This window comes from Vulcaniibacterium tengchongense, from assembly GCF_003814555.1.
In the GTDB taxonomy this organism is placed as follows: Bacteria; Pseudomonadota; Gammaproteobacteria; order Xanthomonadales; family Xanthomonadaceae; genus Vulcaniibacterium; species Vulcaniibacterium tengchongense.
Genome location: NZ_RKQN01000001.1, coordinates 476,028 through 489,698 on the forward strand (window position 1 = coordinate 476,028; position 13,671 = coordinate 489,698).

The 13,671-nt window shown below is 72.3% G+C and carries 12 protein-coding genes; 11 read left to right on the forward strand and 1 reads right to left on the reverse strand.

All coding sequences use genetic code 11. The features are described 5' to 3' along the window. The first annotated feature begins 37 nt into the window (after window positions 1-37). The gene (locus tag EDC50_RS02270) at window positions 38-1,018 is read left to right on the forward strand and encodes a DNA polymerase III subunit delta' (protein ID WP_123768836.1); all 981 of its coding nucleotides are present in this window, start codon (window positions 38-40) and stop codon (window positions 1,016-1,018) included. Further along, window positions 1,015-1,380 carry a PilZ domain-containing protein gene (locus tag EDC50_RS02275; RefSeq protein ID WP_123768837.1) on the forward strand — a complete coding sequence of 122 codons (366 nt, stop codon included), beginning with the start codon at window positions 1,015-1,017 and terminating at the stop codon, window positions 1,378-1,380. The genes EDC50_RS02270 and EDC50_RS02275 overlap by 4 nt, the downstream gene beginning before the upstream one ends. Before the next feature lie 818 nt (window positions 1,381-2,198). Here EDC50_RS02275 and EDC50_RS02280 read toward each other — a convergent pair. Next, window positions 2,199-4,253: a 3-hydroxyacyl-CoA dehydrogenase NAD-binding domain-containing protein gene (locus tag EDC50_RS02280; protein ID WP_123768838.1), complete on the reverse strand. Its 2,055-nt coding sequence runs from the start codon at window positions 4,251-4,253 to the stop codon at window positions 2,199-2,201. 216 nt (window positions 4,254-4,469) lie between these two features. On the opposite strand from EDC50_RS02280, the gene rpoE reads away from it, so the two are divergent. From rpoE to recO, 9 genes are all read left to right on the forward strand, one after another. Next, window positions 4,470-5,087 (forward strand): RNA polymerase sigma factor RpoE, encoded by a 618-nt coding sequence (gene rpoE / locus EDC50_RS02285; protein WP_123768839.1) that lies wholly within the window; start codon window positions 4,470-4,472, stop codon window positions 5,085-5,087. After that, window positions 5,084-5,950 (forward strand): sigma-E factor negative regulatory protein, encoded by an 867-nt coding sequence (locus EDC50_RS02290; RefSeq protein WP_123768840.1) that lies wholly within the window; start codon window positions 5,084-5,086, stop codon window positions 5,948-5,950. Before rpoE ends, EDC50_RS02290 begins: the two co-directional genes overlap by 4 nt. A 100-nt stretch (window positions 5,951-6,050) precedes the next feature. Further along, entirely contained in the window at window positions 6,051-7,550 is a 1,500-nt protein-coding gene (locus tag EDC50_RS02295; RefSeq protein ID WP_123768841.1) for a DegQ family serine endoprotease, read from the forward strand. Window positions 7,551-7,759: 209 nt separating this feature from the next. After that, on the forward strand, window positions 7,760-9,553 hold the full coding sequence (gene lepA, locus EDC50_RS02300) for a translation elongation factor 4 (RefSeq protein ID WP_123768842.1): 1,794 nt from the start codon (window positions 7,760-7,762) through the stop codon (window positions 9,551-9,553). Window positions 9,554-9,768: 215 nt separating this feature from the next. Continuing rightward, entirely contained in the window at window positions 9,769-10,557 is a 789-nt protein-coding gene (gene lepB / locus EDC50_RS02305) for a signal peptidase I (RefSeq protein WP_123768843.1), read from the forward strand. 57 nt (window positions 10,558-10,614) lie between these two features. Then, the gene (locus EDC50_RS02310) at window positions 10,615-10,992 is read left to right on the forward strand and encodes a DUF4845 domain-containing protein (protein WP_123768844.1); all 378 of its coding nucleotides are present in this window, start codon (window positions 10,615-10,617) and stop codon (window positions 10,990-10,992) included. After that, window positions 10,985-11,647 carry a ribonuclease III gene (rnc, locus tag EDC50_RS02315; protein ID WP_123768845.1) on the forward strand — a complete coding sequence of 221 codons (663 nt, stop codon included), beginning with the start codon at window positions 10,985-10,987 and terminating at the stop codon, window positions 11,645-11,647. Before EDC50_RS02310 ends, rnc begins: the two co-directional genes overlap by 8 nt. A gap of 241 nt (window positions 11,648-11,888) precedes the next feature. Then, a complete protein-coding gene (gene era, locus EDC50_RS02320; protein WP_123768846.1) occupies window positions 11,889-12,797 on the forward strand; it encodes a GTPase Era in 909 nt (302 codons plus the stop codon). Between the two features lie 96 nt (window positions 12,798-12,893). Continuing rightward, window positions 12,894-13,646 (forward strand): DNA repair protein RecO, encoded by a 753-nt coding sequence (gene recO, locus EDC50_RS02325; RefSeq protein WP_123768847.1) that lies wholly within the window; start codon window positions 12,894-12,896, stop codon window positions 13,644-13,646. Window positions 13,647-13,671 lie beyond the last annotated feature (25 nt).

Here is a 13,671-nt window from a genome sequence, read left to right on the forward strand (position 1 = left end):
CCCGCACCGCTCCGTCCTTCGTCCGCATCGAGCGCGCATGAGCCCCGCCGACCACGCCTTCGCCCCCTGGCAGCAGCGCGTCTACGCGCAGGCCGCGGCCGCGCTCGACGCCGGCCGGCTCGCCCACGGCCTGCTGTTCTGCGGCCCCGCGCAGCTGGGCAAGCGCGCGCTGGCCCAGCGCCTGGCACGGCGCGTGCTGTGCCCGCAGCGCGGCGCCGACGGCGAGCCGTGCGGGCATTGCCGCAGTTGCCAGCTGTTCGCCGCCGGCACCCATCCGGACTTCCGCACGGTCTCGTTCGTGCCGAACAAGGAAGGCACGCGGCTGCGCACCGAGATCGTGATCGAGCAGATCCGCCAGCTTTCCGAACAGCTCGCGCTGACGCCGCAGTACGGCGGCGCGCAGGTCGCGATCATCGACCCGGCCGACGCGATCAACCACGCCGCCTGCAACGCGTTGCTGAAGACCCTCGAAGAGCCGGTGCCGGGCCGCTACCTGTGGCTGGTCAGCGCGCATCCGGCGCGGTTGCCGGCGACGATCCGCAGCCGCTGCCAGCGCTACGAACTGCGCCTGCCGCCGCGCGCCGAGGCGCTGGCCTGGCTGCAGGCGCAGGGCCATGCGCCGTCCGTCGCGAACGAGGCGCTGGACGCCGCGCGCGGCCATCCCGGCCTCGCCCACGAATGGCTGCAGGGCGACGGCCTGGCGCTGCGCCGCGAGGTCGCGGGCGATCTCGCCCGGCTCGGCCGCGGCGAGCTGGCGCCGGTCGAGGCCGCGCAGCGCTGGGCCGGCGACGACCGCGCCGAACTGCGCCTGCGCCACGCCGCCGACCTCGCCCTGCAGCAAGCCGCCGGCTTGACCGACCCGGCGCGAACGCGCAGTCTGGCGGCCTGGTTCGAACGGGCGAACCGCACGCGCGATCTGCTGCGCACCACGGTGCGCGCCGATCTGGCGGTCGCCGAACTGTTGCTGGCTTGGCGCGCCCTGGACGGGCGCGCGGGCGACGAGGGGCGGAAACGATGAGCGGCACGACCGGCGCGGGGGGCGCGCGGCAGGGCATCCTGTCGCTGGCGATCAAGGACAAGGCGCAGCTGTACGCCGCCTACATGCCGTTCCTGAAGCAGGGCGGCATCTTCGTGCCGACGCCCAAGCGCTATTTCCTCGGCGACGAGGTGTTCGTGCTGCTTACCTTGCCCGAATCGCAGGAACGCCTGCCGGTCGCCGGCAAGGTGGTCTGGGTGACCCCGGTCGGTGCGCAGGGCAATCGCCCCGCCGGGATCGGCGTGCAGTTCGCCGACACGCCCGAGGGCGAGGCGATCAAGGGCAAGATCGAGGCCCTGCTGGCCGGCTCGCTCACCGCGGAACGGTCAACGCATACGATGTAGCGCGGTGGCGCCGTTCCGCAGATCGCGGCGGGCTGCGCAGGGACGCGGCGGGACGGCAGGCCAGGGGCGACGCCAAGGCAATGGAACTGGCCGCATCAGGCGCCGACCGGTCCGTGGCCGAGCTGCCGCCCCAGGCCGCGCTACAGGTGCGGCTGCGGCAGCGGATGCGCGAACGTACGCCGGCGCGAGCTGGCCGGGCGGCGCGGCCAGCTCGCGGCCGCTCGTCGGAACGTCCGCCTCGGCGCGGGGCGGTCGGCGTTGCGATCCGGGCTGCGCGACCTCGAACTCCACCTCGCGGAGCCGCCGCGAACCGCGCATGCGGAAGGCGTCCGCCCTGTTCGTGCCGGCGCTCCTGACCTTGCCCGACGACCTGATCGCGGGATGGCTCGCATCGTTACGGCGAACGCGCATTTGCCCGCGAAGCCATCCCGCGGTTTCCGACGCGGGCGCGTCGCGCGTCCACGCTCGCGCGTGTCGCGGCGCGGGAACGCAGCCCCGCGGGCCGGATTGGGCGCCCGGGAGCGCCGCGGCCCCCGTCGCTGCGGTTCGTCACCGCGTGCGATCGATCGAACCCGCGCGCGCCCATGCGCGGCGTCGAGCGCGGGCATCGAGGCGCCTGTGCGCGGCACGTATCCGCCTCGGAACACCGCAAGCTTGGCGCTGGCGTCTTCGCTCGAGCGCCGAAGCCGCTGCCGCGCATCCTCCGGAGAGGGGCGCCGGCGCATCGATGCGGCGCGACCGCATTTGCGCGCACAAGCGCAGCCGCGGCGACGGTGTCCCGGCGCAGCCGGCTGCGGCCGCAAAGGCCGGGACGCGAATCAGCCGCGCAGCGCCGGGTTGTCCCAGCCGGGGCGCGGCGCGAAACGGTCGCCGTAACGGGCGTGCAGCTGTTGCAGGCGCGCCAGCAGCGCGTCGGCGCCGGTCTCGCGCACGTACTGGATCGGGCCGCCGCGGAACGGCGCGAAGCCGGTGCCGAAGATCACGCCGGCGTCGAGCAGGTCGGCGTCGGCGACCACGCCGTCGTGCAGGCACGCCACCGCTTCGTTGAGCAGCGGCAGGATCAGGCGATCTTCCAGGTCCGACGGCATCCGGTAATCCTTGGGCAACTGCGGCTTGACCGGCTTGCCGTTCTCCCATTTGTACAGGCCCTGGCCGTCCTTCTTGCCGCGCTGGCCGGGCTCCGGCGGGGCGGACAGCGACTGGGGAATCGGCAGGCCGAGGAAGGGCGCCAGCTCCGCGCCGACGCCCGCCGCCACGTCCAGGCCGACCGTGTCGATCAGCTCGATCGGCCCCATCGGCATGCCGAACTTCAGCGCCGCCTTGTCGATCGCCGCCCCCGGGATGCCTTCGGCGAACGCGGTCGCCGCCTCCAGCAGGTAGGGGAACAGCACCCGGTTGACCAGGAAGCCCGGGGTGCCGGCGACCGGCACCGGCAGCTTGTCGATGGCCTTGCAGAACGCCGCCAGGCGCTGCTCGGTCTGCGCCGCGACCTGGTCGTGGCGGATGATCTCGACCAGCGGCATCAGCGCGACCGGATTGAAGTAGTGCAGGCCGGCGAACCGGTCCGGCCGGGCGATGTGCTCGCGCAGCTCGCTCAGCGGGATCGACGAGGTGTTGGTGGTCAGCAGCGCGTCCGCCTTCATCCGCGGCTCGACCGCCGCGTACAGCTCGCGCTTGGCCTCCGCTTTCTCGATGATCGCCTCGATCACCAGGTCGGCCTCGGCGACGCCGTCGCCGGCGAGGTCGCCCTTCAGCCGCGCCGCCGTCTCGGCGCGCCTGGCCTCATCCTTCACCTTCTTCTCGAACAGCGCCTTCGCGCGCTCCAGCGCGGCGTCGATGAAGCGTTGCTCGCGGTCCTGCAGGGTCACCTCGAAGCCCTTGTACGCCGACCAGGCCGCGATGTCGCCGCCCATGACGCCGGCGCCGACCACGTGCACGCGGCGCACGCCGTGCTCCTTGCCGCCCAGGCCCTTCAGCCGCTCCTGCAGGAAGAACACCCGGATCAGGTTGCGCGCGGTCGGGGTGGAGGCCAGCCTGACCACCGACTTGCGCTCGGCCGCGAGCAGCGCCTGGATGCCGCCGCCGCTGTTGGCCCAGGTGTCGATCAGCGCGTACGGCGCCGGGTAGTGCTCCTTGCGCGCCTTGCGCGCGACCTGCTTGGCCAGCATCGGCGCGAGCAGCTTGCGCGCCGGCCAGGTGTTGGTGGCCCAGCCGAGGAAGCGCTGCTTGAACGGCCGCGCCGCGCCGCGCAGGGCGTAGGCGGCGGCGACGTCGACCAGGGTCGAGGCATCGGTGACCTTGTCGACCAGGCCGGCCGCGCGCGCGGCCGACGCCGACAGCGAGCGCCCGGTGAGCATCAGGTCGAACGCGGCCGGGGCGCCGATCAGGCGCGGCAGGCGCACGCTGCCGCCCCAGCCCGGATAGATGCCGAGCTTCACTTCCGGCAGGCCGATCCGGGTCGAAGGATCGTTGCTGGCGACGCGGTGGCGGCAGGCCAGGGCGATCTCGGTGCCGCCGCCCATGCAGAAGCCGTGGATCGCGGCCACGGTCGGGCAGGGCAGTTCCGCCAGGCGCTGGAAGGTCTGCTGGCCGCGGCGGATCGCGTCGCCGACCGTGCCCATGGCGTCGAAGCTCTGGAACTCCTTGATGTCGGCGCCGGCGATGAAGCCGTTCGGCTTGGCCGAGCGCAGCACCACGCCCCGGGGCGGATCCAGCGCCAGCCGTTCGAGCAAGGCGTCCAGTTCGATCAGCACGTCCTGGGCGAAGGTGTTGACCGGCGCGCCGGCGCGGTCGAACGACAGCACCAGGACGCCGTCGGCGCGCAGTTCGGTCTGCCAGTGCTGGAAACGGAGACCGTCGAGGCCAGCGATCATTCGGCACCATCCGTTCAGGTATGGGAGGCCGTTATCATCCCGAGGATGTTTCGCCGCAGTCAAATGCGCGCTTGATTTCCGGCGCTCGCGGCGGGCGGGACTTCGGCGCTTGCGGCGGTCGCGTCCGACCCCATTAATGATCGTGATTGAACTTTCGCCCGGCAGGGCGGTCACAGCGTTCGGCCACGGCCGAGCTGATCAGGAGCCCGGCCCTGTATGGCCGAAACATTGCCCAAAGACGTGGAGTTGGACCAGGAGCTGGTCAGGCGTGTCCAGCGCGGCGACAGCGCGGCCTTCGATGCCTTGGTGCGCAAGTACCAGCATCGGATCGCCGGGCTGATCGGGCGCTACATTCCGGACTGGAGCGAATGCCAGGACGTCGCGCAGGAAACCTTCATCCGCGCCTACCGGGCGCTGCCGAACTTCCGCGGCGACGCCCAGTTCTATACGTGGTTGCACCGGATCGCCGTGAACACCGCCAAGAACCATCTGGTCGCGCAGAACCGCCGCCCGCCGGCGGACGACATCGACGCCGGCGAGGCCGAGCACTTCGACGTCGGCGCGCGCCTGCGCGACACCGACACGCCGGAACATGAACTGCTGCGGCAGGAGATCGAACTCACCGTGATGCGCGTGGTCGAATCGCTGCCGGAGGAACTGCGGGCCGCGATCACCCTGCGCGAGGTGGACGGCCTGAGCTACGAGGAGATCGCGCAAAAGATGGGGTGCCCGATCGGCACCGTCCGCTCGCGCATCTTCCGGGCGCGCGAAGCGATCGACGCCGAGCTGCGCCCCCTGCTGGACCACGATCCGAACGACACCGCCAAGCGATGACCGCCGACATCCGATCCCACGACGACGACCGCGAAACCCTCAGTGCGTTGTTCGACGGCGAACTGCAGGGCGACGCCGCGCGCTTCGCGCTCAGGCGCCTGGGCCACGACGAGCAGTGGCGCCGCGCCTGCGGCCGCTGGCAGCTGTACGGCGACGTGCTGCGCGGCCAGGCCGCCGCGCTCGCGCCGGGCGGCTTCGCCGAGCGCGTCGCCGCCGCCATCGCCGAGGACGGGCGCTCCGAGCAGGCGCGGGCCGCGACCGGCACCGGCGGCGCGCTCGGCCGACGCGCCTGGATCGGCGGCGCGCTCGCCGCATCGGTCGCCGTCGCGGCGCTGTTCGTGAGCCGGCCGCTGTCGCAGGACGCCGGGCCGGCGGCGCCCGCGTCGACGCCGGTGGCGAGCGCGAGGCCGGCGCCCGCGGAGCCTACGCCGGCTCCGGCGGCCACGTCCGCCCCGGCCCCGCGGGTACCTGCGGCCGAGCTCGCGTTGGGCGCGGTCGCCGCGGCCGAAGCGCCGCGCCGCGCGCTGGAGCGTCGCAACGGCAAGGCGCGCGCCGGCGACGAGGCCGGTGCGCGCGCCGCGCGGCGGAGCGCGGCCGAACGCGCCGCCGCGCCGCCGGTGCTGGTCGCGGGCGCGGAGCCCATGCCATCCGGCGCGCGGGCGGGCGATCCGTTCCTGCCGCCCGCGCACGAGGCGACGCCGCGGCCGTGGCCGCGCGCGGTGCTGCCGCAGTACTCCTCGGGCGGCGAATTCAACGCCCGCTACGGCGACGGCGCGCAGCCTTCGTTCTATCCGTTCGAGCCGGTGCCGGCGCCGCCGCCCGGCGCACGCCTCCCGTCCGAGCCCACGGCGCCGCGGCCCTGACGCCGCGGTCGCGCTCCCACCGGATCCGCAGCGGCCGGCGCGCCGGCCGCACGGCCCCCTTGAACCCGTTTCCGAGGCAATCGTCCCCGAGGCCGCCCCGATGAACCGTCCGTTTCGTTCCCTAGCCCTGGCCGGCGCGATCGTCGCGCTGTTGCCGACCGCGTGCTCCGCGCAGCCGCCGTCGACGCCGATCGCGCCGCCGCCTGCCGCGACCCCGGCGCCGCCGCTGGTCAGCGGCTTGCCCGACTTCACCGCGCTGGTGCAGCGGGTCGGCCCGGCGGTGGTCAACATCCGCGCCGAGGTGGCGCCGCGCCGCGCCCGCGGCGGCATGCCGGACGCGGACATCCCCGAGATCTTCCGCCGCTTCTTCGGCGACGACCTGCCGTTCCCGGGGCCGATGCCGCCGGGGCCGGGCGGCGGCGGCGTCTCGCTCGGCAGCGGCTTCCTGATTTCCGACGACGGCTACGTGCTGACCAACCACCACGTGGTCGAAGGCGCGGACAAGGTCAAGGTGCTGCTGTCCGACCGGCGCGAGTTCGAGGCCAAGGTGATCGGCACCGACGAGCAGTCCGACGTCGCCCTGCTCAAGATCGACGCCAAGGGCCTGCCGTTCCTGCGCGCGGCGCGCGCGGACTCGACCAAGCCGGGCCAGTGGGTGATCGCGATCGGCTCGCCGTTCGGCCTCGACCACTCGGTCACCGCCGGCATCGTCAGCGCGGTCGGGCGCAGCAATCCGTACGCGAACCAGCAGTACGTGCCCTTCATCCAGACCGACGTGGCGATCAACCGCGGCAACTCCGGCGGCCCGCTGCTCAACACCGGCGGCGAGGTGGTCGGCATCAACTCGCAGATCTTCAGCAACTCCGGCGGCTACATGGGCGTGAGCTTCGCCATCCCGATCGACGTGGCGATGAACGCGGCCGAGCAGCTGCGCGCCAAGGGCCGGGTCAGCCGCGGCATGCTCGGCGTGACGGTGGAGCAGATCGACGGGCAGAAGGCGCGCGGCTTCGGCCTGCCCGACACCCGCGGCGCGCTGGTCAACCAGGTCGCGCCGGGCAGCGCGGCGGACAAGGCCGGGCTGGAGCCGGGCGACGTGATCCGCGCGGTCGACGGCCGCCCGGTCGACACCAACGCCGACCTGCCGCCGCTGATCGGCGGCAAGGCGCCGGGCACCCAGGTGCGCCTCTCGGTGTTCCGCAACGGCCGCACGATCGAGGTCCCGGTGGTGTTGGACGAGCTCGAAGGCGGGGCCGTCGCCACGGCTGCGGACGGCGCGGACCAGCCGGCGCGCGGCGGCGCCGCGGCGCCGGCCAACCCGTTCGGCCTGGCGCTGCAGGACCTGAGCGCCGAGCAGCGCCAGCGCCTGAACCTGCGCAGGGACGAGGGCGTGCTGGTCGCCGGCGTGCGCGGCGACGCCGCGGCCGAGGCCGGCCTGCGGCCAGGCGACGTGGTGCTGTCGGTCGGGCGCAAGTCGGTGGGGTCCGCCGCCGCGCTCGGCCGCGAGCTGGCGGCGGCCAAGCCCGGCGACACGGTGATGCTGCTGATCCGCCGCGGCAACCTGACCCAGTACAAGGCGGTCACCGTTCCCGAGCGGGACTGAGCCGGCCGCCCGCGCCGCGGCACCGGCCGCGGCGCGCGCCGCTCGCGTCGCCGTGCGGAACGCCGGACGCGGACGCGCGCCTCGTCCCCTTCGTTCGCGCCTCCGCCGTCGCGGCCGGCCCGGCACCGGGCCGGCGGCCACGGTCCCGGCGCAGGCCTGTGCGATAATTCCACGTTCTCTCCGGTTTCCGCAGGCCGCGCGCCGCTCCCATGCAGCAGATCCGCAACTTCTCGATCATCGCCCACGTCGACCACGGCAAGTCGACGCTCGCCGACCGCATCATCCAGATCTGCGGCGGCCTGGAGGCGCGCGAGATGGAGGCGCAGGTGCTCGACTCCAATCCGATCGAGCGCGAGCGCGGCATCACCATCAAGGCGCAGTCGGTCTCGCTGCCGTACAAGGCGCGCGACGGCCGGGTCTACCACCTCAACTTCATCGACACGCCCGGCCACGTCGACTTCAGCTACGAGGTCAGCCGCTCGCTGGCCGCCTGCGAGGGCGCGCTGCTGGTGGTCGACGCCGCCCAGGGCGTGGAGGCGCAGTCGGTGGCCAACTGCTACACCGCGGTGGAGCAGGGCCTGGAAGTCGTGCCGGTGCTCAACAAGATCGACCTGCCCACGGCCGACATCGAGCGCGCCAAGGGCGAGATCGAGGCGGTGATCGGCATCGACGCGTCCGACGCGGTGGCGATCAGCGCCAAGACCGGCCTCAACGTGGTCGAGGTGCTCGAGGCCATCGTCCACCGCATCCCACCGCCCAAGCCGCGCGACACCGACAAGCTGCAGGCGCTGATCATCGACTCCTGGTTCGACAACTACCTGGGCGTGGTCTCGCTGGTGCGGGTGATGCAGGGCGAGATCAAGCCGGGCGACAAGCTGCTGGTGATGTCGACCGGCCGCACCCACCAGGTCGACCAGGTCGGCGTGTTCACGCCCAAGCGCAAGGTCCTGGACCGGCTCGGCGCGGGCGAGGTCGGCTGGGTCACCGCGTCGATCAAGGACGTGCACGGCGCGCCGGTCGGCGACACCCTGACCCTGGCCAACGATCCCGCGCCCAAGCCGCTGCCCGGCTTCCAGGAAATGCAGCCGCGCGTGTTCGCCGGCCTGTTCCCGGTCGACGCGGAGGACTACCCGGACCTGCGCGAGGCGCTGGAGAAGCTGCGCCTCAACGACGCCGCGCTGCGCTTCGAGCCGGAGAGCTCCGAGGCGATGGGCTTCGGCTTCCGCTGCGGCTTCCTCGGCATGCTGCACATGGAGATCGTGCAGGAACGGCTGGAGCGCGAATACGACCTCAACCTGATCACCACCGCGCCCACGGTCATCTACGAGGTGCTCAAGACCGACGGCACCCTCGTGCCGATGGACAACCCGGCCAAGCTGCCGCCGGTGAACCAGATCGAGGAGATCCGCGAACCGATCATCCGCGCCAACATCCTCACCCCGCCCGACTACGTCGGCAACGTGATCACGCTGTGCGAGGAGAAGCGCGGCGTGCAGATCGGCATCACCTACATGGGCGGGCAGGTGCAGATCAGCTACGAGCTGCCGATGGCCGAGGTGGTGCTGGATTTCTTCGACAAGCTCAAGTCGGTCAGCCGCGGCTACGCCTCGCTGGACTACCACTTCCTGCGCTTCGAGCCGGGCCCGTTCGTGCGCGTGGATACGCTGATCAACGGCGACAAGGTCGACGCGCTGTCGATCATCTGCCACCGCAGCCACGCCGACCGCCGCGGCCGCGAGCTGTGCGAGAAGATGAAGGACCTGATCCCGCGGCAGATGTTCGACGTGGCGATCCAGGCCGCGATCGGCTCGCAGATCATCGCCCGCACCACGGTCAAGGCGCTGCGCAAGAACGTGCTGGCCAAGTGCTACGGCGGCGACGTCACCCGCAAGAAGAAGCTGCTGGAGAAGCAGAAGGAAGGCAAGAAGCGGATGAAGCAGGTCGGCCGCGTCGAGATCCCGCAGGAGGCCTTCCTCGCGGTGCTGCAGGTGGACAACAAGTGAGGCCGGGCGCCGGGGCGGGCAGGGCGCCGGAGCGCGGCCGCGGCCGGTTCCGCGCGCGTCTTCCCGGTCGGCCTGGCCGACCGATCGCGCAATGACGCGCGGCGGTTCCCCGGCTATGCTCGGCCCGGCCGGTTCGCCGGGGAGCGACCCGCCGGCCCGCGGTCCGTGCGAACCGCGCCTCCCGAATCCCGAACCCCGGCTCCAAAGGAGCGTGCATGCGTTGGTTTGAAATCGCCCTGGTCGTCCTGACCCTGTTCACCGGCCTGGTCTGGCTGCTCGACAAGCTGGTCCTCGCCAAGCGCCGCGCCGCCCGCCAGGGGCTGCTGGAAGAGGGCAGGGAGCCGGTGGTCGTCGACTACTCCAAGGCGTTCTTCCCGGTGCTGGCGGTGGTGCTGATCCTGCGCAGCTTCGTCGCCGAACCGTTCCGGATCCCGTCCAATTCGATGATGCCGACGCTGTTGACCGGCGACTTCATCCTGGTCAACAAATTCGCCTACGGCCTGCGCCTGCCGATCACCAACAAGAAGTTCGTCGCCCTCGGCGAGCCGCAGCGCGGCGACGTGGTCGTGTTCCGGCCGCCGCACCACCCCGACCAGGACTGGATCAAGCGCGTGATCGGCCTGCCCGGCGACCGCATCGGCTACCACGACAATCAGGTGACGGTGAACGGCCGCCCGCTGGCCTACCGGTCGATCGGGGTGTACCAGGGGCGCGGCAACGGCGCGGAGATGACCGGCGCCGAGGAACTGCGCGAAAACCTGCTCGGCCGCGAGCACGACGTCCTGGAGCGCACCGACCTGCCGTTCCTGGACCAGGGCGAGGGCGACTGGGTGGTGCCGCCGGGGCATTATTTCGTGATGGGCGACAACCGCGACAACAGCGAGGACAGCCGATACTGGGGCTTCCTGCCGGAACAGAACCTGCGCGGCAAGGCGTTCCTGATCTGGATGAACTTCGACGGCGGGGACGTAGACTTCTCGCGCATCGGCAACCGGATTCCGTAATCGGCGCGGCCGTCGCGGGGAGCGGCGGGCGCGATCACACCAAGGGGAGTTGGCGACATGAAGCGTACGCAGAGCGGCATGACCCTGATCGGGTTCATCCTGGTGCTGGCCGTGGTCGGCGTGTTCATCTACATGGGGATGAAGCTGATCCCGATGTATTCGGAGTACTTCGCGGTCAAGCAGGCGCTGAAGGAGCTGTCGAAGGAGGCCGGGATCACCCAGCAGGATCCGGCCAAGATCAAGGACCTATTCTTCCGCCGCCTGTACATCAGCTACGCGGAGAACGTGAAGTCCGAGAACGTGAAGATCGCGCGCAAGGACGCCGGCTACGTGATGACGGTGGACTACGAAGTGCGCCGGCCGCTGATCGCCAACATCGACGTGGTCGGCCATTTCCAGGCGACGCAGGACCTGCGCCGCGACGGCTTTGAGTGAGCGCATCGGCCACCGTTTCGCGGATCGCGAGCTGCTGCAGCGGGCGCTGACCCACCGCAGCGCCGGCGCGCCGCACAACGAGCGCCTGGAATTCCTCGGCGACGCACTGGTCAACCTGATCGTCGCCGAGGCGCTGTACCGGCACTGGCCCAGCGCCGACGAGGGCGCGCTGACCCGCGCCCGCGCCGAGCTGGTGCGCGAGTCGGCGCTGGCGCCGATCGCGCGCCGGCTGGAATTGGGCGACCACCTGACCCTGGGGCCGGGCGAGATGAAGTCCGGCGGGCATCGCCGCGATTCGATCCTGGCCGACGCGCTGGAGGCGGTGGTCGCGGCGGTCTACCTCGACGCCGGCTTCGAGACCTGCCGGGCGGTGGTGCTGCCCTGGTTCGAGGAGGCGATCGCCGCGTTGCCGCCGCCGCACAAGGTCGGCAAGGACGCCAAGACGAGGTTGCAGGAATGGCTGCAGGCGCGGCAGAAGCCGCTGCCGACCTACGCCCTGCTGGCCGAGAGCGGCGAGGAGCACGCCAAGCGTTTCCACGTCAGCTGCACGCTGTCCCAGCCGCCGCTGGCGACCGAGGGCGTCGCCGGTTCGCGTCGCGCCGCCGAGCAGATCGCCGCCGAGGCGGCGCTGGAGCGGCTGCAGGCGCGGGACTGACCCGGGTCGAGCGGAGCCGGCCCTCGTATCGCTACCGGAGCGGCGGACTCGCTGAATTTCGCCGCCTCTGCGGACTGCCTTCCTGTCGCAGCGCTTCCGCTGCGCGGCCGCCAGTGGAGTTTCCGGGCTGCCCATGCCTCCGGCTGCTTCCCAGCGAGATTGGGACGCGAAGACGGGTCCGCAGAGCGAAGGCGGCGATCCGCGATCCCGCGCCTCCGCTCCCGGCACTACAATCCACGCGATGAACGCATCCGCCTACCGCGCCGGCCACGTCGCCGTGATCGGCCGACCCAACGTCGGCAAGTCGACCCTGGTCAACGCCCTGGTCGGCGCCAAGATCAGCATCACCTCGGCGCGCCCGCAGACCACCCGCCATCGCCTGCTCGGCATCGCCACCTTCCCGGAGGGGCAGCTGGTGCTGGTCGATACGCCGGGCCTGCACCGCGACCAGGGCAAGTCCACCGCCACCGCGATGCACCGCTGGATGAACCGCGCCGCGCGCGGCGCCCTGGAGGGCGTGGACGCGGCGATGCTGGTGGTGCGCGCCGGCCACTGGGACGAGGCCGACGCCTTCGCCTACGACGTGCTGCGCGGCGCCGGCCTGCCGGTGGTGCTGGTGGTCAACCAGGTCGACCGGGTCAAGGACAAGGCGGCATTGCTGCCGTACCTGGCCCAGGTCAGCGAAGGCCGCGAGTTCGCCGCGGTGCATCCGGTCTCCGCGCTCAAGCGCAAGGGCCTGGAGGCGCTGGTCAAGGATGTGCTGGCGCTGCTGCCCGGGCAGCAGCCGCTCTACGGCGAGGACGAGATCACCGACAAGAGCCAGCGCTTCCTCGCCGGCGAGATGGTGCGCGAACAGCTGATGCGCCAGCTCGGCGAGGAACTGCCGTACGCGACCACGGTCGAGATCGAGCGCTTCGAGACGGACGGCGCGCTGCTGCGCATCGGCGCGGTGATCTGGGTCGAGCGCGACGGCCAGAAGGCCATCGTGATCGGCAAGGGCGGCGAGCGCCTGCGCGAGATCGGCGCCCGCGCCCGCCAGCAGATGGAGAAGCTGTTCGGCAGCAAGGTGTTCCTGCAGACCTGGGTGCGCGTGCGCGAAGGCTGGAGCGACGACGAGGCGGCGCTGCGCGCGTTCGGCTACCACGATTGAGCAGGCGGGTGCGAGCGGGGAGGAACGAGTGGAACCGCCCGTGCCGCCGCCTCCGCGCGCTCCTGTTGACTCGTTCCTCCTGACCAGGCCTGGCCCATGCGCTACAGCGCCGAACCCGCCTTCGTCCTGCACGCGCGGCCCTGGCGCGAGACCAGCCTGCTGGTCGAGGTGCTGACCGCGGAGCACGGCCGGCTCGGGCTGGTCGCGCGCGGCGTGCAGGGGCCGAAGCGGCACGCGCTGCGCGCCGCGTTGCAGCCGCTGCAGGCGATCCGCTTCGATGCGGTGCAGACCGGCGAGCTGGCGCGCCTGATCCAGGCCGAGGCCACCGACGCCGCGCCACGCCTGGCCGGCGAGGCGATGCTGGCCGGCTTCTACCTCAACGAGCTCACCTTGCGCCTGGCGCCGCGCCACGACCCCTCGCCCGAGCTGTACGCCGCCTACGCGCGGGCCCGCGCGCGCCTGGGGGCGGGCGAGCCGCTGGGCTGGACCCTGCGCCGCTACGAGCGCGACCTGCTCGACGCGCTCGGCGTCGGCTTCGACTGGGCCCACGACGGCGACGGCGAGCCGATCGACCCGGCGGCGCGCTATCGCCTCGATCCCGAGCACGGCCCACGCCGCCTGCTCAGCGACCGCGGCCATGACGACCGCCGCGGCGCCGCGACCGGCCGCGCGCTGCTCGCCCTGGCCGAGGACCGCGCGCCCGCCGCCGAGGACCTGCCCGGGCTGCGCCGCAGCCTGCGCGTGGTGCTGGCGCATCATCTGGGGCCGCGCGGGCTGAAGTCGTGGGAGATGCTCGGCGAGCTCAAGCGTTACGCGGCCGCGCCGGACGACGCGGGCGAAACGCGGTAACGCGTCCGCGTCGGCCGTGCCCAGG

Excerpts from the sequence above, each read along its gene's own strand:
- EDC50_RS02270 (WP_123768836.1), top strand. The coding sequence starts at position 38 with ATGAGCCCCGCCGACCACGCCTTCGCCCCCTGGCAGCAGCGCGTCTAC.
- EDC50_RS02275 (WP_123768837.1), top strand. The coding sequence starts at position 1,015 with ATGAGCGGCACGACCGGCGCGGGGGGCGCGCGGCAGGGCATCCTGTCG.
- EDC50_RS02280 (WP_123768838.1), bottom strand. The coding sequence starts at position 4,253 with ATGATCGCTGGCCTCGACGGTCTCCGTTTCCAGCACTGGCAGACCGAA.
- rpoE (WP_123768839.1), top strand. The coding sequence starts at position 4,470 with ATGGCCGAAACATTGCCCAAAGACGTGGAGTTGGACCAGGAGCTGGTC.
- EDC50_RS02290 (WP_123768840.1), top strand. The coding sequence starts at position 5,084 with ATGACCGCCGACATCCGATCCCACGACGACGACCGCGAAACCCTCAGT.
- EDC50_RS02295 (WP_123768841.1), top strand. The coding sequence starts at position 6,051 with ATGAACCGTCCGTTTCGTTCCCTAGCCCTGGCCGGCGCGATCGTCGCG.
- lepA (WP_123768842.1), top strand. The coding sequence starts at position 7,760 with ATGCAGCAGATCCGCAACTTCTCGATCATCGCCCACGTCGACCACGGC.
- lepB (WP_123768843.1), top strand. The coding sequence starts at position 9,769 with ATGCGTTGGTTTGAAATCGCCCTGGTCGTCCTGACCCTGTTCACCGGC.
- EDC50_RS02310 (WP_123768844.1), top strand. The coding sequence starts at position 10,615 with ATGAAGCGTACGCAGAGCGGCATGACCCTGATCGGGTTCATCCTGGTG.
- era (WP_123768846.1), top strand. The coding sequence starts at position 11,889 with ATGAACGCATCCGCCTACCGCGCCGGCCACGTCGCCGTGATCGGCCGA.
- recO (WP_123768847.1), top strand. The coding sequence starts at position 12,894 with ATGCGCTACAGCGCCGAACCCGCCTTCGTCCTGCACGCGCGGCCCTGG.